Annotated in this window: 19 protein-coding genes, 1 pseudogene and 1 riboswitch; of the genes and pseudogenes, 13 read left to right on the forward strand and 7 right to left on the reverse strand. The window is 71.0% G+C overall.

The features are described from left to right. Window positions 1–55: 55 nt before the first annotated feature. On the reverse strand, window positions 56–1,498 hold the full coding sequence (locus tag ACIPJI_RS35775; RefSeq protein ID WP_356621262.1) for a solute carrier family 23 protein: 1,443 nt from the start codon (window positions 1,496–1,498) through the stop codon (window positions 56–58). A 130-nt stretch (window positions 1,499–1,628) separates the two neighbouring features. Here ACIPJI_RS35775 and ACIPJI_RS35780 point away from each other — a divergent pair, with 130 nt between their 5' ends. Beyond that, window positions 1,629–2,105 (forward strand): thioesterase family protein, encoded by a 477-nt coding sequence (locus ACIPJI_RS35780; RefSeq protein WP_356621263.1) that lies wholly within the window; start codon window positions 1,629–1,631, stop codon window positions 2,103–2,105. Here ACIPJI_RS35780 and ACIPJI_RS35785 read toward each other — a convergent pair. Continuing rightward, window positions 2,065–3,288 carry an MFS transporter gene (locus ACIPJI_RS35785; protein ID WP_307705368.1) on the reverse strand — a complete coding sequence of 408 codons (1,224 nt, stop codon included), beginning with the start codon at window positions 3,286–3,288 and terminating at the stop codon, window positions 2,065–2,067. The two genes, ACIPJI_RS35780 and ACIPJI_RS35785, sit on opposite strands and share 41 nt — an antisense overlap. Window positions 3,289–3,376: 88 nt before the next feature. Between ACIPJI_RS35785 and ACIPJI_RS35790 the strand changes: the two genes are divergently transcribed. Beyond that, on the forward strand, window positions 3,377–4,522 hold the full coding sequence (locus ACIPJI_RS35790; RefSeq protein WP_356621264.1) for an ROK family transcriptional regulator: 1,146 nt from the start codon (window positions 3,377–3,379) through the stop codon (window positions 4,520–4,522). A gap of 21 nt (window positions 4,523–4,543) precedes the next feature. Here the strand turns inward: ACIPJI_RS35790 and ACIPJI_RS35795 are convergent, their stop codons facing one another. Next, entirely contained in the window at window positions 4,544–5,521 is a 978-nt protein-coding gene (locus tag ACIPJI_RS35795) for a GNAT family N-acetyltransferase (protein WP_402251115.1), read from the reverse strand. Between the two features lie 53 nt (window positions 5,522–5,574). Here ACIPJI_RS35795 and ACIPJI_RS35800 point away from each other — a divergent pair, with 53 nt between their 5' ends. Then, entirely contained in the window at window positions 5,575–6,216 is a 642-nt protein-coding gene (locus ACIPJI_RS35800) for a TetR/AcrR family transcriptional regulator (RefSeq protein ID WP_356621266.1), read from the forward strand. 98 nt (window positions 6,217–6,314) lie between these two features. Here ACIPJI_RS35800 and ACIPJI_RS35805 read toward each other — a convergent pair whose 3' ends face one another. Further along, the gene (locus ACIPJI_RS35805) at window positions 6,315–8,684 is read right to left on the reverse strand and encodes a chitinase C-terminal domain-containing protein (RefSeq protein WP_402251126.1); all 2,370 of its coding nucleotides are present in this window, start codon (window positions 8,682–8,684) and stop codon (window positions 6,315–6,317) included. Window positions 8,685–8,950: 266 nt separating this feature from the next. Continuing rightward, window positions 8,951–9,081: riboswitch (FMN riboswitch) on the forward strand. A 154-nt stretch (window positions 9,082–9,235) separates the two neighbouring features. On the opposite strand from ACIPJI_RS35805, the gene ribD reads away from it, so the two are divergent. The 10 genes from ribD to ACIPJI_RS35855 all read left to right on the forward strand — a co-directional run bounded on the left by ribD (window position 9,236) and on the right by ACIPJI_RS35855 (window position 17,957). Next, window positions 9,236–10,327 carry a bifunctional diaminohydroxyphosphoribosylaminopyrimidine deaminase/5-amino-6-(5-phosphoribosylamino)uracil reductase RibD gene (ribD, locus tag ACIPJI_RS35810; protein ID WP_356621268.1) on the forward strand — a complete coding sequence of 364 codons (1,092 nt, stop codon included), beginning with the start codon at window positions 9,236–9,238 and terminating at the stop codon, window positions 10,325–10,327. Beyond that, window positions 10,328–10,936: a riboflavin synthase gene (locus ACIPJI_RS35815; RefSeq protein WP_159693903.1), complete on the forward strand. Its 609-nt coding sequence runs from the start codon at window positions 10,328–10,330 to the stop codon at window positions 10,934–10,936. A 5-nt stretch (window positions 10,937–10,941) separates the two neighbouring features. Further along, the gene (locus ACIPJI_RS35820) at window positions 10,942–11,586 is read left to right on the forward strand and encodes a nicotinamide mononucleotide transporter family protein (RefSeq protein ID WP_307710288.1); all 645 of its coding nucleotides are present in this window, start codon (window positions 10,942–10,944) and stop codon (window positions 11,584–11,586) included. Beyond that, entirely contained in the window at window positions 11,583–12,872 is a 1,290-nt protein-coding gene (locus ACIPJI_RS35825; protein WP_356621269.1) for a bifunctional 3,4-dihydroxy-2-butanone-4-phosphate synthase/GTP cyclohydrolase II, read from the forward strand. Before ACIPJI_RS35820 ends, ACIPJI_RS35825 begins: the two co-directional genes overlap by 4 nt. Before the next feature lie 140 nt (window positions 12,873–13,012). Further along, window positions 13,013–13,498, forward strand: coding sequence for a 6,7-dimethyl-8-ribityllumazine synthase (ribH, locus tag ACIPJI_RS35830; protein ID WP_307705362.1), 486 nt, complete (start codon window positions 13,013–13,015; stop codon window positions 13,496–13,498). A 33-nt stretch (window positions 13,499–13,531) separates the two neighbouring features. Next, a complete protein-coding gene (locus tag ACIPJI_RS35835) occupies window positions 13,532–13,804 on the forward strand; it encodes a phosphoribosyl-ATP diphosphatase (RefSeq protein ID WP_005319995.1) in 273 nt (90 codons plus the stop codon). Between the two features lie 53 nt (window positions 13,805–13,857). Beyond that, the gene (hisG, locus tag ACIPJI_RS35840) at window positions 13,858–14,706 is read left to right on the forward strand and encodes an ATP phosphoribosyltransferase (protein WP_307705361.1); all 849 of its coding nucleotides are present in this window, start codon (window positions 13,858–13,860) and stop codon (window positions 14,704–14,706) included. A 17-nt stretch (window positions 14,707–14,723) separates the two neighbouring features. Further along, entirely contained in the window at window positions 14,724–15,212 is a 489-nt protein-coding gene (locus tag ACIPJI_RS35845) for a PH domain-containing protein (RefSeq protein ID WP_307705360.1), read from the forward strand. Between the two features lie 208 nt (window positions 15,213–15,420). Beyond that, window positions 15,421–16,773 (forward strand): hemolysin family protein, encoded by a 1,353-nt coding sequence (locus tag ACIPJI_RS35850; RefSeq protein WP_159693912.1) that lies wholly within the window; start codon window positions 15,421–15,423, stop codon window positions 16,771–16,773. Beyond that, window positions 16,770–17,957 carry a hemolysin family protein gene (locus tag ACIPJI_RS35855; RefSeq protein WP_402251119.1) on the forward strand — a complete coding sequence of 396 codons (1,188 nt, stop codon included), beginning with the start codon at window positions 16,770–16,772 and terminating at the stop codon, window positions 17,955–17,957. Before ACIPJI_RS35850 ends, ACIPJI_RS35855 begins: the two co-directional genes overlap by 4 nt. A 12-nt stretch (window positions 17,958–17,969) precedes the next feature. Here the strand turns inward: ACIPJI_RS35855 and ACIPJI_RS35860 are convergent, their stop codons facing one another. From ACIPJI_RS35860 to ACIPJI_RS35870, 3 genes and pseudogenes are all read right to left on the reverse strand, one after another. Continuing rightward, on the reverse strand, window positions 17,970–19,865 hold the full coding sequence (locus ACIPJI_RS35860) for an AAA family ATPase (RefSeq protein ID WP_402251121.1): 1,896 nt from the start codon (window positions 19,863–19,865) through the stop codon (window positions 17,970–17,972). A 434-nt stretch (window positions 19,866–20,299) separates the two neighbouring features. Then, the gene (locus tag ACIPJI_RS35865; protein ID WP_402251123.1) at window positions 20,300–20,911 is read right to left on the reverse strand and encodes a uridine kinase; all 612 of its coding nucleotides are present in this window, start codon (window positions 20,909–20,911) and stop codon (window positions 20,300–20,302) included. A 22-nt stretch (window positions 20,912–20,933) separates the two neighbouring features. Next, a pseudogene (locus ACIPJI_RS35870) lies at window positions 20,934–21,032 on the reverse strand (IS5/IS1182 family transposase); the annotation flags it as partial.

A 21,032-nucleotide genomic window follows, 5' to 3' on the forward strand; every position in this document is an offset into this window, starting at 1 on the left:
GTCCGCGCGGTGACGGGCCGGGGCTTCCCCGGAAAGAGGGACGTTTCCGCAGTGACTACCGGCCGCTCGTCGGGCCCTGACCCGAGCCCTCCGGCATCCCGGCGGGTGCCTCGGAACCGGCGTCGTACGACGAGGTGCCGGAGTCCAGCAGGGGCTCCTCGTCCTTCATCCGCTCCTTCATGTGGGCGGGCGCGAAGGCACGCAGCACGTGGTAGCCGGTGATGACGACGATGGTGCCGAGCGCGATGCCGCTGAGCTCGAAGTTGTCGGTGATCTTCAGGCTGACGCCACCGACGCCGATGATGATGCCCGCCGCGGCCGGCACCAGGTTCAGCGGATTGCGCAGATCCACCTTGGCGTTGATCCAGATCTGCGCGCCGAGCAGGCCGATCATGCCGTAGAGGATCACGGTGATCCCGCCGAGGACGCCCCCGGGGATCGCGGCGACCACCGCGCCGAACTTGGGGCACAGGCCGAAGAGCAGCGCGAAGCCCGCGGCGGCCCAGTAGGCGGCCGTGGAGTAGACGCGGGTCGCGGCCATGACGCCGATGTTCTCGGAGTACGTGGTGTTCGGGGGTCCGCCGACGGCGGTGGAGAGCATGGAGGCGGCGCCGTCGGCAGCGATCGCGGTGCCCAGCTTGTCGTCGAGGGGCTCACCGGTCATCTCACCGACGGCCTTGACGTGTCCCGCGTTCTCCGCGATGAGCGCGATCACCACGGGCAGGGCGACCAGGATCGCCGACCACTCGAAGCTCGGCGCGTGGAACGACGGCAGGCCGATCCAGTCGGCCTTGGCGACACCGGACAGGTCGAGCCGCCAGTGGTCCACGGCCTCCGCGCCGCCGACGGGGGAGTGGATCTTCCCGAAGACCCGGTCGAGCGCCCAGGACAGGACGTAACCGAAGATCAGGCCGAGGAAGATCGCGATACGCGAGAAGAAGCCGCGCAGGCACACCACGGCGAGACCGGTGAAGAGCATGACCAGCAGCGCGGTCCACTGGTCCTGCGGCCAGTACGTCGAGGCGGTCACCGGGGCGAGGTTGAACCCGATCAGCATGACGACCGCGCCGGTGACGATCGGCGGCATCGCGGAGTGGATGATCCGCGCCCCGAAGCGCTGCACGGCCAGGCCGGCGACGAAGAGGGCGGCGCCGACGACCAGCACCGCGCCGGTCACGGTGGCGCTGTCACCGCCGGAGGCCCGGATGGTGGCGGCCACACCGACGAAAGAGAGCGAGCAGCCCAGGTAACTGGGCACCTTGCCCCGGGTAGCGAGCAGGAAGATCACGGTCGCGACGCCGGACATCATGATCGCGAGATTGGGGTCCAGGCCCATCAGCACCGGAGCGACGAAGCTCGCCCCGAACATGGCCACCACATGCTGGGCGCCGAGGCCCGCCGTACGCGGCCAGGACAGCCGCTCGTCGGGTCGTACGACGGCACCGGGAGCGGGTGTCCGCCCGTCGCCGTGCAGGGTCCAGCGCACGCCGAGGTTCACGGGCCGCTCCACTTCGTGTAGTCATCAACGATCGGCGTCATGGTAGTGCCCCTTCCGGACGGTCCTGGCATCTGTGAGCGGGCGCTTAGGATGAGTTGTTTTCGGCCAGCACTGCTCAGGAGTCCCGTCCGTGACCACGCAAGCCCCTCCGACCGCCACCGCCGTGCCCGTCTCCGGCGTCGAGCACGGCGTGCTCGTCCCGGCGGTCGTGCACTTCGACGACCTCGACGCGCTCGGGCTGCTCCACAACGCCCGGTACCCGCTGATGGTCGAGCGCGCCTGGGTGACGTACTGGCAGGAGCGCGGATTCGCCTTCGAGGGGGACTGGGCAGCGGCCGGCGACGCCTGCAACGCCGTCAAGGAACTACGCATCGGCTATGAGCGCCCCGTGAACCGGACCGGCGACTACGCCGTTCACCTGTGGCTGGAAAGGCTCGGGCGCACCGGCCTCACCTACGGTTTCCGATTCTGTTCCGCGGACGGCGGCGTGACCTACGCGCAGGGCTTGCGGGTCCTCGTCAGGCTGGACCCGGACACCATGCGACCCGCCCCCTGGAGCGAGCGGTTCAGGGCCGCGGGTCGTGCACTGCTGGCGCCGGCCGAGTGACCTTCACGCTCTCCCGCCCGGCCGAGCGCAGCACACCCGCGCCCACGACGAGACCAAGGGCGAGCGCCGTCACCAGACCGAAGGACACGACCAGGCTCGTCGCGTCGGCGACCGCGCCGATCGCCGACGGGGCGATCAGCCCCGAGGTGTAGGTGATGGTGGCGACACCGGCGATCGCCTGGCTCGGGTTCGGCCCGCTGCGTCCGGCCGCGGCGAAGGCCAGCGGCACGACCACGGCGACGCCGAACCCGATGAGCGCGAAGCCGCACAGCGCGACGGCCGGATGCGGGGCCAGGACCACCAGCAGTCCGCCGATCGTCGCGAGCACCCCGCCGACCCGCACGGTCCGCACAGGCCCGAAACGGTCGACGATCCGGTCGCCCGCGAGCCGTGCCACCGCCATCGTCAGTGCGAACGCCGTGGTCGACGCGGCCGCGAGACCCGGCGAGGTGTCCAGTACGTCCCGCAGATAGACGGCCGACCAGTCCAGGCTCGCCCCCTCCGCGAACACCGCGCAGAATCCGACGGCGCCGATGATCAGCGCCGACTTCGGTGGCAGGGCGAACCGCGGCGGCGGCTCCTCGTCGACGGAACTGCGCAGGTCCAGTACGCCCCGACAGGCGATCAGCCCGAGCACGGTCAGCGTCAGGGCCGCCAGGGTGTGGTGCAGCCGTGCGTCACTGCCCAGGTGGGCGGCGAGTGTGCCGCCTGCCGAGCCGATCAGCGCGCCGGCGCTCCACATGCCGTGCAGCCCCGACATGATCGACCGGTCGAGACGGTTCTCGACCTCCACGCCGAGGGCGTTCATCGCCACGTCGGACATGCCGGAGGTGGCGCCGTAGACGAACAGTGCCGCGCACAGGGTGAGCAGGTTCGGGGCGAACGCCGGCAGGACCAGGCTCAGCGTCCACAGTGCCAGCAGTCCGCGCAGCGCCGTGCGTGCGCCGAAGCGGTGGCTGACGGCTCCGGCCAGCGGCATGGCCACGGAGGCCCCGAGCGCCGGGAACGCCAGGGCGAGGCCCAGCTGACCGGCACTGACCCCGGCGTGGTCCTGGATCCAGGGGATCCGGGTCGCGAAGCTGCCGGTCACCGCGCCGTGCACGCAGAACACGGCCGCCACCGCGAAGCGGGCGCGCCGCAGCTGGGGCAGCCCGACGGCCGTTCTGCTCGATGCGCTGGACATGCGTGTACCCCTCCCCGAGAACGTGAGCGGTAAACTATCAGGAACCCTGCCTGATAAATAGTCGGTATGTGTCTGGAAGGATTCCGGCATGCGCGCTTCCCCGAGCACCGCCCGGGCCATCAACGATCGGCTCGCCCTGGAACTCCTCCAGCACGAGGGCCCGTTGACGGCGGGACAGCTGAAGACGATGACCGGCCTCTCCCGGCCCACCGTGGCCGACCTCGTGGAGCGGTTGCAGGGCTCGGGGCTCATCCGGGTCGTCGGCGAGGCGGGCGCCGACCGGCGCGGACCGAACGCGCGGCTGTACGGGATCGTCGCCGACCGCGCGCACCTCGCGGCGCTCGACGTACGCACCGAGAGCGTGTCCGTCGTGGTCGCGGACCTGCTCGGGACGCGTCTCGCCGAAGCGTCCCTTCCGATCGGCGGCGACAGCGAACCCGGCCCCGTCGTGCAGCGTGCCGCCGCGCTCGTGGAGCGCACGTCCCGGAACGCCGGAGCCGCCGCGCTGCACAGCGTCTGCGTCGGCGCGCCCGGTCTCATCGACCCGTCGACCGGCGAACTCCGCGACACGACCGGCCTGCCGGCCTGGCACCGCATGCTGGTGGCGGCGCTGCAGCAGCGACTGCCCGCCCGGGTGATCGTCGAGAACGAGACCAACCTCGCGGCCGTGGCCGAACAGCGCCTCGGCGCCGCGGGCGACCGTGAATCCTTCGCCTTCCTGTGGCTGGGGCAAGGGGTCGGGGCGGGAATCGTCCTCGACGGACGGCTGAGGAGAGGGGCGTCCGGCGGGGCGGGCGAGATCGGCTTCCTGCCGGTCCCCGGTACGGCGGGCATACCCTCCGCCGTCGACTGCGCCGGTGGCTTCCACTCGCTGGCCGGGGCGGCGGCGATCCGCGAACTGGGGGAGCGGTACGGGCTCCTGGGCGAGACAGCGGCGGGCGTGGTGGCGGCGGCCGTCGCCAAGGACCGCGGCGACTTCCTCGACGCCCTCGCCGACCGGCTCGCCCTCGGCGCGGCGGCGGTCGCCGCGGTCCTGGACCCCGGATGCGTGGTCCTCGGCGGCGAGACGGGCCACGCGGGCGGTGAGGCGCTGGCGTCGCGCGTCGAGTCGCGGGTGGCCGCCCTGTCCCCGCTGCCTACTCAGGTCCGTGCCGGTGTACTCGGCGACGCCGCGGTCCTGAGCGGTGCGCTGCTGACTGCGGGGGAGTCGGCGCGGGGGGAGCTGTTCGGCTGACCGCCACCATGATCCGCACGGTCACGCGGTGGCGGTGGCGGGCACGTCGTCCCAGGCCAGCGAGGACATCCTCCACCCTGCCGGGGTCCGGACGAACTGGGTGGTCTTGTAACCGCCGCCCTCGAACCACTCGCCGTGGTGGAAGCCGGACTTGCGGTATTCGCTGAACCGGTGCGCGACCGACCCGAAGATCTCGGTCCGCTCGGCGACCTCCCATTCGGAGAACTCCGTGAGCGTTCCGTCCGTGAGCATCTTCTGCCGGGGCTCGATGAACGCGTCGAGGTCGTAGATCACGGGCTCGTCCCCGACGTTCGCGATGATCCTCCCCTGCGGAATGAAGACGTCGCGGATGACGCCGAGGTCCGGCCGGGTGCTGCCGGTGTTGGTGAAGGCGCCGACGAACACGCCCATCAGGCGGTCGAGTTCGGCCCGGACACCGGCCTCGGACACTTCCTCGGCAGGCGGCCATTCCGTGGAGAGGACCGACCACACCTCGCTGTCGTACCGCACACCCCGGTGCGAGGAACGCTGCCGCAGCACACCGTCGCGGGTCATGCCCAGCCGGCGCGCCACATCGATGCCGCGGACGTTGCCCGACGCGACCCACCACTCGACGCGGCTCATCCCGCGCACCTGGAAGGCCCAGTCGATCAACACCCGGCAGGCTCGGGTCGCGAGGCCCCGTCCCTCCCCGGCCCGCTCCAGCCAGCAGCCGACCTCGCACACCCCGGAGGCGCTGTCGAAGCGGGTGAACATGACGCCGCCGACCAGCGTGCCCTCCAGCCGGATCCCGTAGATCCGGCCGGTGTCGTCGGCCTGGCGGTCGGCGTAGCGCCGGAGGGAAGCCGTGGCCGACTCGAGGTCGGTGCTGAACGTCGCCCAGGGTGTCCACGGGTCCACCGATGCCCGGGCACGGTCGATGTGCGAGAGGAACTCCTGTGCCTGCCAGGGCTCCAGGGGGCTGAGTCCGGCATGGTCGCCGAGCGGCAGGGTGAACATGGGAAGCCTCGTCTCCAGGTGCGTAACAAGCGTTCGGTACGTAAGGTGGCAGCATGCCACCCGCACCCGGAGACCGTGAAGCCCGCCGCAAGGACGTGTCGGAGGCGGTGTGGCGCGTACTCGCCGACAAGGGGTTCGGCGGGCTGACCCTGCGAGCCGTCGCCGCTGCGATGGGGGTCTCGACGGGGATGCTCATGCACTACTTCCCGACCAAACGGGCCCTGATCACGCATGCCCTGGACCTGTTGGAGAAGCGCACCGCGGCAAGGCCCCGCCGCGCGCGGCCCGCCGCGGGCCTCGCCACCGTCCGCGCCATGCTCATGGACATCCTGCCGCTGACTCCGGGGGACACCGCCCGTAACCGCATCTGGGTCAGTTCCTGGGACCTCTCCCTCGCCGACGACGGGCTGACCACGCAACAGGCCGACCGCTACACCCGGCTGCGCTCGGCGATCCGCCCGCACCTCGAAGCCGCACGCGACCTCGGCGAGCTGCCCGCGGCCGCCGACCCGGAACAACTCGCCGCTACCGCCGTCGCCTTCACCCACGGGCTCGTCGTCCAGGCCCTCTTCGACCCCGGCCGATTCCCCGAAGACGTACAGGTCACCATGGTCGACGACTTCCTCGCTTCGCTCGCGCCGCCCCGGCCCGACGGCGGCAGCCGCCCGGCCCCTGGTGTCGGCGTACGGGCCTGAGCACGTCCCCGGCCCTCCCGGAAGGCTGAGGGGCATCGCCCGAGGGCCCGGCGGCGGCAAGGGCCGGTGACCGCCGCCGGGCTGCTCTGCGAGGGGGATCAGCAGGCGCCGAGGTCCTGCCAGACACCCCACTCCCCGGTCGTACCGGGCTCCTCGCCCTTCGTCCACCACTTCGACTTCCACTGGTGCGACTTGTGGGAGACGGTCACTGCGCCCCCGTACTCGGACGTCGCGTTCCACGGCGGCGCGGTGCACGCCCCCGGCGTGCCCGGCTCGGACGGGGACGGGGACGGCGAGGGGGAGGAGCCGGAACCGGGCTCGACCAGCTTCGTGCCGCGGCCCAGGTCACCGGCGAGGGCGTACGCCGTGCCGGCGATGTTCACCGTCCAGTTCGTCGGGGTCGAGACCGGCAGGTAGTAGTTGAAGGACAGCTCGACCGTGCCGCCGGGGGCCAGCGACTGCCAGGCCGGGAGTTTCAGCGACACCCGGTGGAAGTCGCCCTTCAGACCGCCGACGTTGCCGCCGGTGTGATCGCTCTTGATCACCTTGGTGTTGAAGCCGGACTGGTCGGAGGCGTTGGCCGGTGCGGCGGTCGCGTAGTCGAACTGGAACTCCGTGCCGCCGGGCAGCGTGGCCGAGGTGTTGTTGGTGATCTTCAGCTTGGGCGTGATCGGGTAGTTGGAGTCACCCAGCTTGAACTCGGTGAAGTCCACGGCGATGTCCACCGCGTCGGTGGGCAGCGGCGTGTTGGACTTCTTCGCCCCGTACGGAGCGGCCGACTTGAACTTCTCGTACATCGACGTGGTCAGCGTGTCGCCGATCTCGTACTGGCCCTTCGCCGCGTTCCAGTCGTAGTCGCCCGCGAGTTCCCAGACCATCGTGCCGCCGATGCCGCGGTCGACCACGTAGTCCGCCTTCGCGGCCACCGACTGCTCGTCCTCGGTGGAGAGGAAGACCTTCTTCTCGGCGTTCCACAGCCAGGGAGCGACCAGCGTGGAGTCGTACTTGCGCACGTAGGCGCCGGTCAGCCGGGTGTCCGCGGGGAAGCCGTACTGCGTGACGTAGTCGCCGACGATCCCCTTCTCCAGGTTCTTGGCGTGCCACATCGGGTTGGAGCCCGCCGGGGACTCCTTGCCGTTGTCGTCCTTGTCGTGCCACAGGTTGTCGATGCCGACGGCGCCGTCACCGCACTTGGTGAGTCCGGAGCCGGCCGGGCAGGAGGCCGCGGCGGCCTTGCCCCACAGGCCGTCCGTGCCGCCCTGCACGTTCTTGTGGCCGCGGGTGTAGTACGGCAGGCCGATGTTGATGCGGCCGGCCGGCATGGAGCCCCGGAAGTAGTGGTAGGCCCAGTCGGTGTTGAGGTAGCCGATGCCGCCGTACTGTGCGCTGCCGTAGACGTTCGCCGAGGCCAGTTCGGCGTCCTTGCCGTCGTCGAAGAGCGAGGCGTTCGGGCCGACGTACTCGTTCCAGGCGCCGTGCAGGTCGTACGACATGATGTTGACGTAGTCCAGGTACTTCTGGACCTGGAAGGTCTCCATGCCGCGCAGCAGATAGCCGGACGAGGGCGCTGCCACCGTGAGCATGTAGTGCTTGCCGTCCGCCGCGCCGGCCCGGTCGAGCTTCTCGCGCAGGGTCTTCATCAGCGCCGCATAGCCCTTGTTGAGGCCGCCCCGGCGGGCGTTGGAGACGGGGAAGTCGGCCGGGTGGCCGGCGTCCTTCATCGAGGTCGGGTACTCGTAGTCGATGTCGACGCCGTTGAAGCCGTACTTCTTGATGAAGGCGACGGCCGAGTCGGCGAAGGTGTTGATACCCGCCTGGTTGACCGAGCCGTCGGCGTTGGTGGCCATCGAGTAGAAGCCGCCCGAGTCGACCCGCACGCCGTTGTCGTCGAAGTAGCCGCCGGTCTCCGCCCAGCCGCCGACGGAGATCAGCGTCTTCACGTCCGGGTGCTGCTTCTTGAACTTGCTGAGCAGGTTGAAGTGGCCCTTGTACGGCAGGGCCGGGTCCATCTCCGCCCCCGCCACGCCCGGCCAGGTCATCCCCGTCGCGGCGTTCTTCTCCCCGTCGGCGCCCACCGAGAGCTTGTTGGCCGAGTCGATGTGGCCGAAGGCGTAGTTGATGTGGGTGACCTTGTCCCACGGGATGTCGGACGCGAGATAGGCAGGCTGCCCGTTCTTGCCGGTGCGCCAGCCGGTGAAGTAGCCGATGACCCGGCGCTGGTGGTCCGCGCCCATCTTCTCGCGGCCCTCGGTGTCGTAGACCGAGCAGTACGGGACGTCGACGCCCGGGGTGGCGTACAGCCCGTCGGGCCGGCAGTTCTCCTGCGACGCCGCGTGGGAGACGCCGGGGGAGAGCATGCCGGCCAGCAGCGCGGCTGCGGCAGCGCCGGCTGCGAGCAGGGACGCCCCGGCTCTGGTACGGGTGGGGGACTGCACGATCAGTTCCTCCTGGTGGGGATCCCCCTGCATCGCCCGCCAGGAGCGCAGGGGGGTTCGGCCTCGCACAACTGACGGATGAAGGAAAGGGGTTGGCCCTGGTGTGCGCACACCGGCGGGCCTGGTCCGCGGAGGTGTCGCAGACATTAAGAGGACTAGACCAGAGCGTCAATAGGTCTGGACCAAAGGGCGCCCGACTATGACGGCGGGTGACGCCGCGTGCCCGTATGTGAGCGAGTCCACAGAGATCACCCGCATGGCTCAGCGTCTGCCGTGGCACACTGGCCCTGTATCAGCAGCAGCGCACTCCGGGGTCGGTGCAATTCCGAACCGGCGGTTACAGTCCGCGACCCGTCCGCAGCCAGCGGCCGGTTGACCAGGTGAGATTCCTGGACCGACGGTTAAAGTCCGGATGGGAGGCAGTGCGCGGCGGATGGCACCGTCAGGTGCGTCGGCCGTCTGTCGATCGCCGTTCACGATGCGGCGATCGCCGTTCAGGCATCGGCGTCCCCTGTGGTGTTCCTCCGCTCTCTGTCGTCATCGACAGGCCCCGGAGTCCGTGCCCGAAGAGGCAGGAGGACCCGGTGGCCACCGCAGCCGAAGCAGACGCCATGCGTCGGGCGATCACGCTCGCCGCCCGCGGACTCGGCTCCACCAGCCCCAACCCGGTCGTCGGGTGCGTCATCACCGACGCCTCCGGACACGTGGTCGGCGAAGGCTTCCACCAGCGCGCCGGCGGCCCGCACGCCGAGATCCACGCCCTGCGCGCCGCCGGGGTCCTCGCCCGCGGCGGCACCGCGTACGTCACCCTCGAACCCTGCAACCACACCGGCCGCACCGGCCCCTGCGCGCAGGCGCTCGCCGAGGCAGGCGTCGCCCGCGTCGTCTACGCGGTCGCCGACCCGAACCCCGAGGCCACCGGAGGCGCCGACACCCTGCGCGCCGCCGGGATCGAGGTCGAACAGGGACTCCTCGCCGACGAGGCGGCCGCGGGCAACGCCGGCTGGCTCACCTCCGTACGCCTCGGCCGCCCCCACGTCACCTGGAAGTACGCGGCCACACTCGACGGCCGCGTCGCCGCAGCCGACGGCACCAGCCGCTGGATCAGCTCGCCCGAGTCCCGCGCCGACGTCCACCGGCTGCGCGCCGAGGCCGACGCCGTCCTCGTCGGCTCCGGTACCGCCCGCGCCGACGACCCGCACCTGGCCGTCCGCGGCATCGCCGGCGCCACCCAGCCGCTGCGTGTCGTGATCGACACCGAGGCCGTCGCCGTGAAGCCGGGCGCGCGGGTCCTGGACGACGCCGCGCCCACCGCCGTCGCGGTGGCCGAGGACGTCCTGCCCGAGGCGACCGCGCATCTCGGCGAGGTCTGGCGGCTGCCCCGCGCGACCGGCGGCGGCCTGGACGTCGCCGCCCTGCTGGCCACGCTCCATGCGCGCGGCGTGCGGTCCGTACTCCTCGAAGGCGGCCCGACGCTCGCCGGCGCCTTCGTCGCCGCCGGCGCCGTCGACCGCGTCATCGGCTATCTCGCCCCCGTACTCCTCGGCGCGGGCCCCGCCGCCCTCGCCGACGCCGGAATCACCACCATCACCGACGCGTTGCGGCTCGATGTCACAGAGACCGTCCGTATCGGAACCGACCTGCGCATCACCGCCACCGTCCCCAAGGGAGCTTGAGTGTTCACCGGAATCGTCGAAGAACTGGGCGAGGTCACCGCCGTCGAGGACCTCGGCGACGCGTCCCGCTTCCGTCTGCGCGGCCCGATCGTCACCGAGGACGCGAAGCACGGCGACTCCATCGCCGTCAACGGCGTCTGCCTCACCGTCGTCGAGACCGGCGACGGGGAGTTCACCGCCGACGTGATGGCCGAGACGCTGAAGCGCTCCAGCCTCGGCGTGCTCCAGGCCGGTTCCCGCGTCAACCTCGAGCGGCCCACCGCGGTCGGCGCCCGGCTCGGCGGTCACATCGTCCAGGGCCATGTCGACGGCACCGGCACCGTCGTCGAGCGCACCCCGTCGGAGAACTGGGAGATCGTCAAGATCTCACTGCCCTCCGGTCTCGCTCGATACGTTGTCGAGAAGGGCTCGATCACGGTTGACGGTGTGAGCCTTACCGTGGTCGACGCGGGCACCGACCACTTCACGATCAGCCTCATCCCCACCACCCTCGCCCTGACCACGCTCGGGATCAAGCAGCCCGGCGACCCGGTCAACCTCGAGGTGGACGTCATCGCCAAGTACGTCGAGCGGCTGCTCGGCACGCAGGCCGAGGAGAGTGCCGAGTGAGCGCCATCGACTGGCTGAACGGCGAGGCCTTCACGGCCTTCGGACAGCACATCAAGTGGTCGGACATGATCGGCAACACGATCGGGCTGATCGCCCTCGCCCTCGGCTGGCGGCGCTCGATATGGACCTGGCCCGCCCAGTTCCTCTCCGGCGTCATCCTCTTCGCCGCCTTCGCCACGTCCCACCTCACCGGCAGCGCCGGCAAGCAGGTCGTGGTCATGGCCGTGGCGGCATGGGGCTACTGGCAGTGGACCCGCGGCCGGCAGCAGGCGCAGGACGGCTCGATCGCCGTCCGGTTCGCGACCTGGCGTGAGCGGGCCTACCTGATCGGCGGCGCCGTCCTCGGCACCGCCGCCGTCGGCGGACTGTTCACCCTGTACCCGTCGCTGTCCTGGGACCCGTGGCCCGACGCGTACATCTTCGTCGGCACCCTCGTGGCGATGATCGCCCAGGCCCGCGGCATGGTCGAGTTCTGGTTCGCCTGGCTGCTCGTCGACCTGGTCGGCGTCCCGCTCAACTTCGCCAACGGCTTCGCCTTCTCCGGCTTCGTCTACGTCCTCTACGGCGCGCTCGTCCTGTGGGGCCTGCGCGACTGGTGGCTGCGCTCGCGGACGAGTGGCCGGCCCGCACTGGAAGGAGCGGCAGCATGACCGCACTGCCCACCTGGTTCGCCGCCGACGGCATCGAGGACCTCTCCCTCGACCCGGTCGAGCAGGCCGTCCGCGACATCGCAGCGGGCCGCCCCGTCGTGGTCGTCGACGACGAGGACCGCGAGAACGAGGGCGACCTCGTCATCGCCGCCGAGAAGGCCACGCCCGAGGTCGTCGCCTTCATGATGAGCGAGTGCCGCGGCCTGATCTGCGCCCCCATGGAGGGCGACGAGCTGGAGCGGCTGGAGCTGCCCCAAATGGTCGGCCACAACACCGAGTCGATGCAGACAGCCTTCACCGTCTCCGTCGACGCCGGTCCCGCCTACGGGGTGACCACCGGCATCTCCGCCGCCGACCGTGCCATCACCCTTCAGCTGCTGGCCGGCGGCGAGGCCGGCCCCGGCGACTTCGTACGCCCGGGTCATGTCTTCCCGCTGCGCGCCAAGCCCGGTGGTGTCCTCACCCGCCCCGGCCACACCGAGGCCGCCGTGGACCTCGCCCGGCTCGCGGGCCTGCGCCCCGCCGGCGCGATCGTGGAGATCGCCGGCGAGGATGGCGTGATGCTGCGGCTGCCCGAGCTCGTGCCGTTCGCCCGCAAGCACGGCCTGACGATCATCTCCATCGAGGACCTGATCGCCTACCGCCGCAGCGAGGAGCCCACCGTCAAGCGCGAGGCCGAGGTGCATCTGCCCACCGCGGCCGGTGAGTTCACCGCGTACGGCTACCGCTCCACCGTCGACGGCGTCGAGCACGTCGCCCTGGTGCACGGCGACATCGGCGACGGCGACGACGTCCTCGTGCGCGTCCACTCCGAATGCCTCACCGGCGACATCTTCCACTCGCTGCGCTGCGACTGCGGTCCCCAGCTCAACGCCTCCATGGAGAGCATCACGCGGGCCGGGCGGGGTGTCGTCGTCTATCTACGCGGGCACGAGGGCCGCGGCATCGGGCTGCTGTCCAAGCTGCGCGCGTACGAACTCCAGGAGCGGGGGAGGGACACCCTCGACGCCAACCTCGAGCTCGGCCTGCCCGCCGACGCGCGCGACTATGCGGCCGGCGCCCAGATCCTCGCCGACCTCGGCGTGCGCAGCGTGCGGCTGATGACCAACAACCCGGACAAGTCGGCCGCGCTCGTCAGGTACGGGATCACCGTCCTCGGACGCGAACCGATGCCCGTCCAGGCGGGCGAGCACAACCTGACGTACCTGCGCACCAAGCGCGACCGGATGGGCCACGACCTGCCGTGGCTTGACACGGTCCCGGCCACGACGTGCGGCAACCAGTAGAACCACGCAACGAGCAGAACCGCGTGAGGTGAGAGCCGCGCGCGACCGGTAGAACTTCGCAACCAGTGAGAAACGCTCCGCCAGCAGGACTTGCAACCGGCAGGACTGCGCACGGCGGTGAAGAACGGCTAGGGAGAAACATGAGCGGCAAGGGTGCGCCCGAACTGTCCGTCCGCAACTGCCAAGACCTGCGGGTCGCGGTGATCGCGGCCCAGTGGCACGAGAAGGTCATGGACGGTCTCGTCGACGGCGCGCTGCGCGCACTGCACGAGCTCGGCATCGACGAGCCGACGCTGCTGCGCGTCCCGGGCAGCTTCGAGCTGCCGGTGGTGGCCAAGGTGCTCGCGGGCCGCGGCTACGACGCGATCGTCGCCCTCGGCGTCGTCATCCGCGGCGGCACGCCGCACTTCGAGTACGTGTGCCAAGGCGTCACCCAGGGCCTGACCCAGGTGTCCATCGACACCGGCGTCCCCGTCGGCTTCGGCGTGCTGACCTGTGACACCGAGGAGCAGGCCCTCGACCGGGCAGGGCTCGAGGGCTCGAACGAGGACAAGGGGCACGAGGCGGTCACGGCGGCGGTCGCCACCGCGACCATCCTGCGTTCAGTATCCGAACCCTGGCGCTGAGCAGCGGCCGCTTCCGCGTAGTCTGGGACCACCATGTCCAATAAGACGTTCGAGGAGCTCTTCGCCGAGCTCCAGCAGAAGGCCGCCGAGGGCGACCCCGCCACCTCCCGCACCGCCGAGCTGGTCGGCAAGGGCGTCCATGCCATCGGCAAGAAGGTCGTCGAGGAGGCCGCCGAGGTGTGGATGGCCGCCGAGTACGAGGGCAAGGAAGCCGCCGCCGAGGAGATCTCGCAACTGCTGTACCACGTCCAGGTGATGATGGTCGCGCGCGGAATCTCCCTCGACGACGTCTACGCCCACCTCTGAGCCAGCCCACCCCTCCGCACATAAACATCACGCGAACAAAGGAAGCCCGTCTCATGCTGCGCATCGCCGTCCCCAACAAGGGTTCACTGTCCGGACCTGCGTCGGCGATGCTCCATGAGGCCGGCTACCAGCAGCGCAAGGAGTCCAAGGAGCTCGTCCTCGTCGACCCCGAGAACGAGGTCGAGTTCTTCTACCTGCGCCCGCGTGACATCGCGATCTACGTCAGCTCCGGCAAGCTCGACATCGGCATCACCGGCCGTGACCTGCTGCTCGACTCCGGCGCCGACGCCGAGGAGATCCTCCAGCTCGGTTTCGCCCGTTCCACCTTCCGCTACGCCACCAAGCCGGGCACCGCGGGCGGTGTCGAGGACTTCGGCGGCATGACGATCGCCACCTCCTACGAGGGCATCGTCGCCGCGCACCTCGCGGAAAGCGGCATCGACGCCTCCGTGGTCCACCTCGACGGTGCCGTCGAGACCGCCATCGAGCTCGGTGTCGCCCAGGTCATCGCCGATGTCGTCGAGACCGGCACCAGCCTGCGCAATGCGGGGCTCGAGGTCATCGGCAAGCCGATCATGACCTCGGAGGCCGTCGTCATCCGCCGCACCGGCGCGGACGGCGAGGACCCGAAGGTGCAGCAGTTCCTGCGCCGCCTCCAGGGCGTCCTGGTCGCCCGCAGCTACGTGATGATGGACTACGACTGCCGGGTCGAGCACCTGGAGCAGGCCGTCGCCCTGACCCCCGGCCTCGAGTCCCCGACGATCTCCCCGCTGCACCACGAGGGCTGGGTCGCCGTCCGTTCCATGGTCGCGGCCAAGGAGGCCCAGCGGATCATGGACGACCTGTACGCGCTCGGCGCGCGGGCCATCCTCACCACGGCCATCCACGCCTGCCGCCTCTGAGAGACCGACGACACACCATGTCCGCACCTGCTCCGGCGCCTCGGCCGCCCGCGCTCCCGGTCACCTTCAGGCCGACCCGTACCCGGATCGTCCTGCTGACCGTGGGCGTGGCCATGTTCACCGCCGTCACCACCGTCACCCTGCTCCTCGACAAGCTCAGCCCGCCCGAGCAGGTCAGCTTCATCTTCACGGCCCTGCTCTTCCTCGCGGTCCTCGCCCTGCTGAGCCGGCCGAAGGTGGTGGCCGACGACGACGGAGTCACCGTCGTCAACCTCACCCGTACGCGAAGGCTGGCGTGGGCGGAGATCCTGCGGGTGAATCTGCGCGCCGGCGACCCGTGGGTCTTCCTCGACCTCAGCGACGGCACCAGCTTGCCGGTGCTGGGCATCCAGCCCGGTATCGCCAGGGCTCGCGCCGTCGAGGACGCCCGCGCCCTGCGGGCCCTCGCCGAGACCCGCGGGACCCGGCCGGAGCATCCCGGCGGCACCCGGCCGGACCAACACTGAGGGCCGCGACCGGCATTTGGGGCAGCGCCCCTGCCCTCGACAGCCCCGGCTTGATTACTCTGGTGGCGGCGGCGCCCGGTGCGCCCCGCCCCGCATCGCACGGCCCGTCGGCCGGCGGGGCCACCCTGCGACCCGAGGAGTGACTCCCTCCAGCAATGGACGGATCGTCCGGTAGTACCTGCGCCGCCCCCTCTCCGGAGGCGGCGGCATGATCGTCCCGCTTCTGCTGCTCGCCGCAGCATTCCTTCTCATCCTGGCCAACGGCTTCTTCGTGGCCGCCGAGTTCGGACTCGTCACCGTGGAACGCCCGGACGCCGAACGCGCCGCGGCCGAGGGGGACCGCCGGGCCCGCCGCGTAGTCGGCGCGCTGCGCGAGCTGTCCTTCCAGCTCTCCGGCACCCAGCTCGGCATCACCATCACCTCCCTCGTCGTCGGGATGCTCGCGCAGCCCGCGCTCGCCGGGCTGCTCGGCGGACCCCTGACCGCGACCGGGCTGCCCGAAGGCGCCGTGCCGGGCGTGGCGGTGGTCATCGGCATGCTGCTGGCGTCCGCCGTGCAGATGGTGATCGGCGAACTGGTCCCCAAGAACTGGGCGGTGTCCCGGCCGCTCCAGGTGGCGAGGTTCGTGGCAGGCCCGCAGACCGCCTTCTCGTCCGCCTTCCGCCCCGTCATCACCCTGCTGAACGCCGCCGCCAACCGTCTCGTACGGCTGGCGGGCGTGGAGCCGGCCGAGGAGCTGGCCTCCGCGCGCACCCCGGTCGAGCTGATGTCGCTGGCCCGCCATTCGGCGCGGGCCGGCACGCTGGAGCAGGACACCGCGGACCTGTTCGTACGCACCCTGTCGCTCGGCCACCTCACCGCGCAGCATGTGATGACCCCGCGGGTGAAGGTGAGCGCTCTCCAGTCCGACGCCACCGCGGCGGACGTCCTCAACCTCACCCGGGCCACGGGCCTTTCACGCTTCCCCGTCTACCGGGAGCGCATCGACGAGATCGTGGGCATGGTGCACCTCAAGGACGCCCTCGCCGTGCGGGCGGAGGAACGCCGGCGGGTCGGCGTGGAGCGGATCGCCGTCGTCCCGCTGATGGTGCCGGAGACCCTCCCGGTGCAGCAGTTGCTCGAACAGCTGCGCAGCGAGCAGCCCATAGCCGTCGTCGTCGACGAATACGGCGGCACGGCCGGTGTCGTCACCCTCGAGGACATCATCGAGGAGCTGGTCGGCGAGGTCCGGGACGAGCACGACTCGGATTCGGACGCCCGTCCGGAACTGGCGCCCGTAGCCCCGGAGGACGGACGACCCGCGTGGGAGGCCGACGGCAGTTGCCGTGTGCTGACGCTCCGGCGGATAGGCCTCGAGGTGCCCGACGGTCCGTACGAGACCCTCGCTGGCCTCGTCGCCGACCTGCTGGGACGCATCCCCGCCCCCGGCGACCGCGCCGAACTCCCCGGCTGGCGGCTGTCCGTGCGCCAGGTCGACCGCTACCGCGCGGAACGGGTCCGCCTGGTGCGCACCGCCGACACCGTCACGCAGACCGAGGCCATGACGGGGGCCACCCGGTGAGCGCTCTCCAACTGCTCTTCGCCCTGCTGCTCGTCGTGGCCAACGGCTTCTTCGTCGGTGCGGAGTTCGCCCTGGTGTCCGTACGCCGCAGCCAGATCGAGCCGCTTGCCGCGGCCGGCTCCTCGCGGGCCCGCCGGGTCCTGCACGGTCTGGAGAACCTGCCGCAGATGATGGCCGCCGCCCAGTTCGGCATCACCGTCTGCTCCCTCACCCTCGGCGCCGTCGCGGAACCGACCGTCGCCCGCCTGCTGGAGCCCGTCTTCCACGCAGCACATGTCCCCGAGGGGATCATCCATCCGCTCGGCTACGCGATCGCCCTGGCCGTCGTGGTGTTCCTGCACCTCGTCGTCGGCGAGATGCTGCCGAAGAACCTCGCCATGGCGGCGCCCGAGCGCACCGCGCTGTGGCTCAGCCCGGGTCTGGTCGGCTTCGCCCGGCTCTGCCGCCCCGTCACCACCGCGCTCGGAGCCTGCTCCCGGCTGGTGCTGCGGGCCTTCCGGGTCGAACCCAAGGACGAGGTCGAGGCCGTCTTCACCAGCGTGCAGCTGAGCCGGCTCGTCGAGGACGCGGGCCACGCCGGACTGCTGGCGCCCGCGGAGCAGGAACGGCTCGAGGACGCCCTCGAGCTCGGCAGCCGCCCGGTCACCGACGTGCTGATCCCGCGCCCGGCGCTGGTCACGGTCGCGCCGTCGGTCACCCCCCGGCAGCTGGAGGAGCTGACCGTACGCACCGGCTACTCACGCTTCCCGGTCTGCGCGGACGGCGAGAGCCCGTTCATGGGATACCTGCACGTCAAGGACGTCCTCGACATCGAGGACGGGGAGCGTGCCGTACCCCAGCACGTCTGGCGCCCGATGGCGACCCTGCGCGCCGAGCTGCCGCTCGACGACGCGCTCACCGTGATGCGCCGTGCGGCCACCCATCTCGCACAGGTCGCCGACGCGTCCGGACGGGTGCTGGGACTGGTCGCGATGGAGGACGTACTGGAGATGCTCGTCGGCGAGGTGCGCGACCCTTCCCACCGGGTCGCGGTGCGGGGCACCCACCGCACGGCCTCCGGCCCGGCGGTGACCACCGGTCCCGCGCCTGCCGTCACCGAGGCGCAGAACACCGAGGCGCAGAGCACCGAGGCGCAGAGCACCGACGCGCAGGACAGCGACGCCGGAGCGCTCGTGAACGGCTGAGCAGCGTACGGATCACCCGAAGGGAGGCTCCTGCGGGCCGCGGCCGGCCGGACCGCGGCCCGACAGGACCTCCCCGTACGCCTGCATCAGATCGGGCAGCCGCAGCGTCGACAGGTCCTCGCGGGTCGGCGGACCGGGACAGCCGGACAGCCGCAGATCGCGGTACGCACAGCTCTTCTCGTACAGCGTGCGCAGGAAGCGGCCGTTGCCCAGCTCGTCGATCCAGCCCTGGTCGACCACATGGCCGCTGATCGAGCGGAGCTCGTCGCGTGCCTCCTCGTCCCACACGTCGCCGTTGTCGGCGGCCAGCACCCCGCCGATCGCGGTCAGTTCCAGCGGCCGGTACGACGGGAAGTCGACGCGGGTGGTGAAACGGGACGACAGCCCGGGGTTGGCGGCGAGCAGCCGGTCCATGCCCTCCGGATAGCCGGCCAGTATGACGACGAGGTGATCGCGGTTGTCCTCGGCGCGCTTGAGCAGCACCTGAAGGGCCTCGTCGCCGTACGCGTCGCCCTTGCTGTAGCCGGAGTTGGACAGGCTGTACGCCTCGTCGACGAAGAGCACACCACCCAGCGCCGAGTCGATCAGCTCGTTGGCCTTCACCGCCGTCTGGCCGAGGAACTCCCCGACCAGATCGGACCGTTGCGCCTCCACGAGGTGATCGCCACCCAGCAGGCCCAGGGCGTAGAAGACCCGGCCGAGGATCCGGGCGACGGTCGTCTTGCCCGTCCCCGAGGGGCCGGAGAAGACGAAGTGTCGCTTCGGCGGCTGTACGGGCAGGCCCTGCACGGCCCGCAGCCGGGCCATCTCCAGCTGCGCCGACAGCGCCTTCACCTGCCGCTTCACGGGTTCGAGCCCCACCATCCGCTCCAGCTCCGCCAGCGCCTGGGCGAGCAGCGCCGGGTCGGTGGGCCCGGCCGGGAACTGCGGGGGAGAGGACGGTGACGGGGCGGCCGACCTGCGGCGCGGACCGTCGGCCGGTACGATCGTCGCGGGTCCCGGCACGGTGACACCGGTGTCGCCGCCGAACCGCGGCTCAGGGCCCTGGGCCGTCTCGCCCTCCGCCTGGACGTCCGCCATGTCACCGCCGTAGCCGGCCAGGGAGACGGCGGCCAGACCGACGGAGTCGTCGTACACGTCGATGCCGTCGTACTCGGCGATGGCCGCCAGGCGGGCGGCGGTGTCCATGAAGGCCGGATCGATGCGGTGCACCGCGCGGTACAGGGGCAGTGCCGCCGCGCTGCGGCCGGTGCCCTCGTGCGCCCGCGCCAGCCAGTACCGCAGCTCCTTGCGCTGCGGCTGCTCGCTGCGGCAGCGCATCAGGGCGGCGGACAGCAGCGGCTCCGCCTGCCCGTACATTTCCAGCCGCACCCGGGCCATGCCGCCGAAGAGTCCGGCCTCGATGCCCAGCAGCGGGTCGTCGACCAGCGGCTCCGTATGGCGTACGAGCTGCTCCCAGTCCTTGACGAGATAGGCCCGGCACGCGTGCAGAAATCGCACCTGAGGATCGGTGTCCACCGGCGGCAGCGCGGCGAGCGCCCGGTCGAGTTCGGGCACATGGCGGCCGTCGAGCCAGTGGGAGGCGTGCGCGAGCAGCAGATCGCGTCCGCTCTCCAGCACCGGCTGCACCCACCAGCCCAGCCAGTACCAGGAGTTGAGGGTGCGGCGGTGACGTGCCCGCTGTTCGCCGAAGCGGTCGCGGCTGCGGTACATGTGGATCAGCGCCGTCGAGGTGTCGACCCGCAGCGCGTGCAGCCCGAGCCAGGCGTCGGCCATTCCGGGATCCAGCCGGACGGCCGTGCGGAACTCCTCCTCGGCCTGCGGGTACGCGCCCATGGTGCAGGCGTCCACGCCACGCACCCAGGCCAGGTCCGCCGGCGACCGTGACCCTTGCGTGCCGATGTCCATAGGGTCCCCCCACTCCCCCCTACAAACCGTGCACCAGTGTTGTCGCGCCGGGCGGAGGCCCACGACCGCTGCCGGAACAGCCATGCCACGAGGGGGAGTTGGGTGCCCGCTGTGGCGTGGCAGCCGTCAAAGGCTTCCAGTCGTGCATCGTACCTGCGCACGGGGCGGCGATTAAGAGCGCCACAACGACCCGGTGACGGCGCGGAGATGGTGACCCAGGGTGAGCGGCAGGGGCTCGCAAGGGGTGAAAGAAGAAGGAAAACGGGCAGAACGAAGCCCCCGATCACGGGGGAACAACCGGGGGCTTCGCGTCTGCGACGGCTTCGGAAAGCCGCACATTGAGAACGTAAGACCTGTACGCCTCGTCGGTCAAGCAGAGTTGAGGCACTCTTGAGACGTAATCCCGACACCTCGGAAGGCCGGGGGGAAGGCCATTACTGCGAGTGATCGATTGGGTGCGAACCTGCCGTCCCGGCGGGCACCTGGAGCCACTCGTAGCCCTTCGGGCACTCGCGTATCAGGGCATCGGCGAACGGGGCCGAAGGATCGGACAAGAAATGGCGCATCTCCGCCGCTGTCCATCCGTCCCAGAAGCCGGCGAGCGCCGCACCGTCACGCGCTCTGCCCCGTGCCCAGGACTCCTCCGCACCCCGGTCCATCCACAGGAGCGCCGCGAGATACGGGCGCAGCGCCCGCCGCCCCGCTCCGACACCCTCCACCAGGACCACGGGCGCGGCCGGCAGCACGCACGGCGGGAGGAAGCGCCGGAGGGTCCAGTCGTACGGGTGATACGCGGCGTCCCGGCCGTGCGTCAGAGGCTCGACCACCTGGCTCAGCATCCGCCCCGTCCAGTCGAACAGTTGCTCGTGGGTGGCCAGATCGTCGAGGTGCAGTACGGGCACGTCCGCGCCGAGCGCGTGGGCCAGCCGGCCGGCGAACGTGCTCTTGCCCGAGCCCGCGTGGCCGTCCACCGCGACCAGGCGAACGGGGCCGCACGAGGGCGGCAGCGCGCGCAGCCCGGCGGCCCGGCGGTCGAGGTCGTCCATGGGTCCACCCTAACTGATCGTTTCAGAATGAGGTTCGGAGGCGTCTCAAGCAGATGATGCTGCACGCGAGTTGAAGCAGGCCGAGGTGGAGATCGGCGCGTATCTCGTAGCGGATCCGTAG

Source organism: Streptomyces sp. NPDC086835 (assembly GCF_044745705.1).
GTDB lineage: Bacteria > Actinomycetota > Actinomycetes > Streptomycetales > Streptomycetaceae > Streptomyces.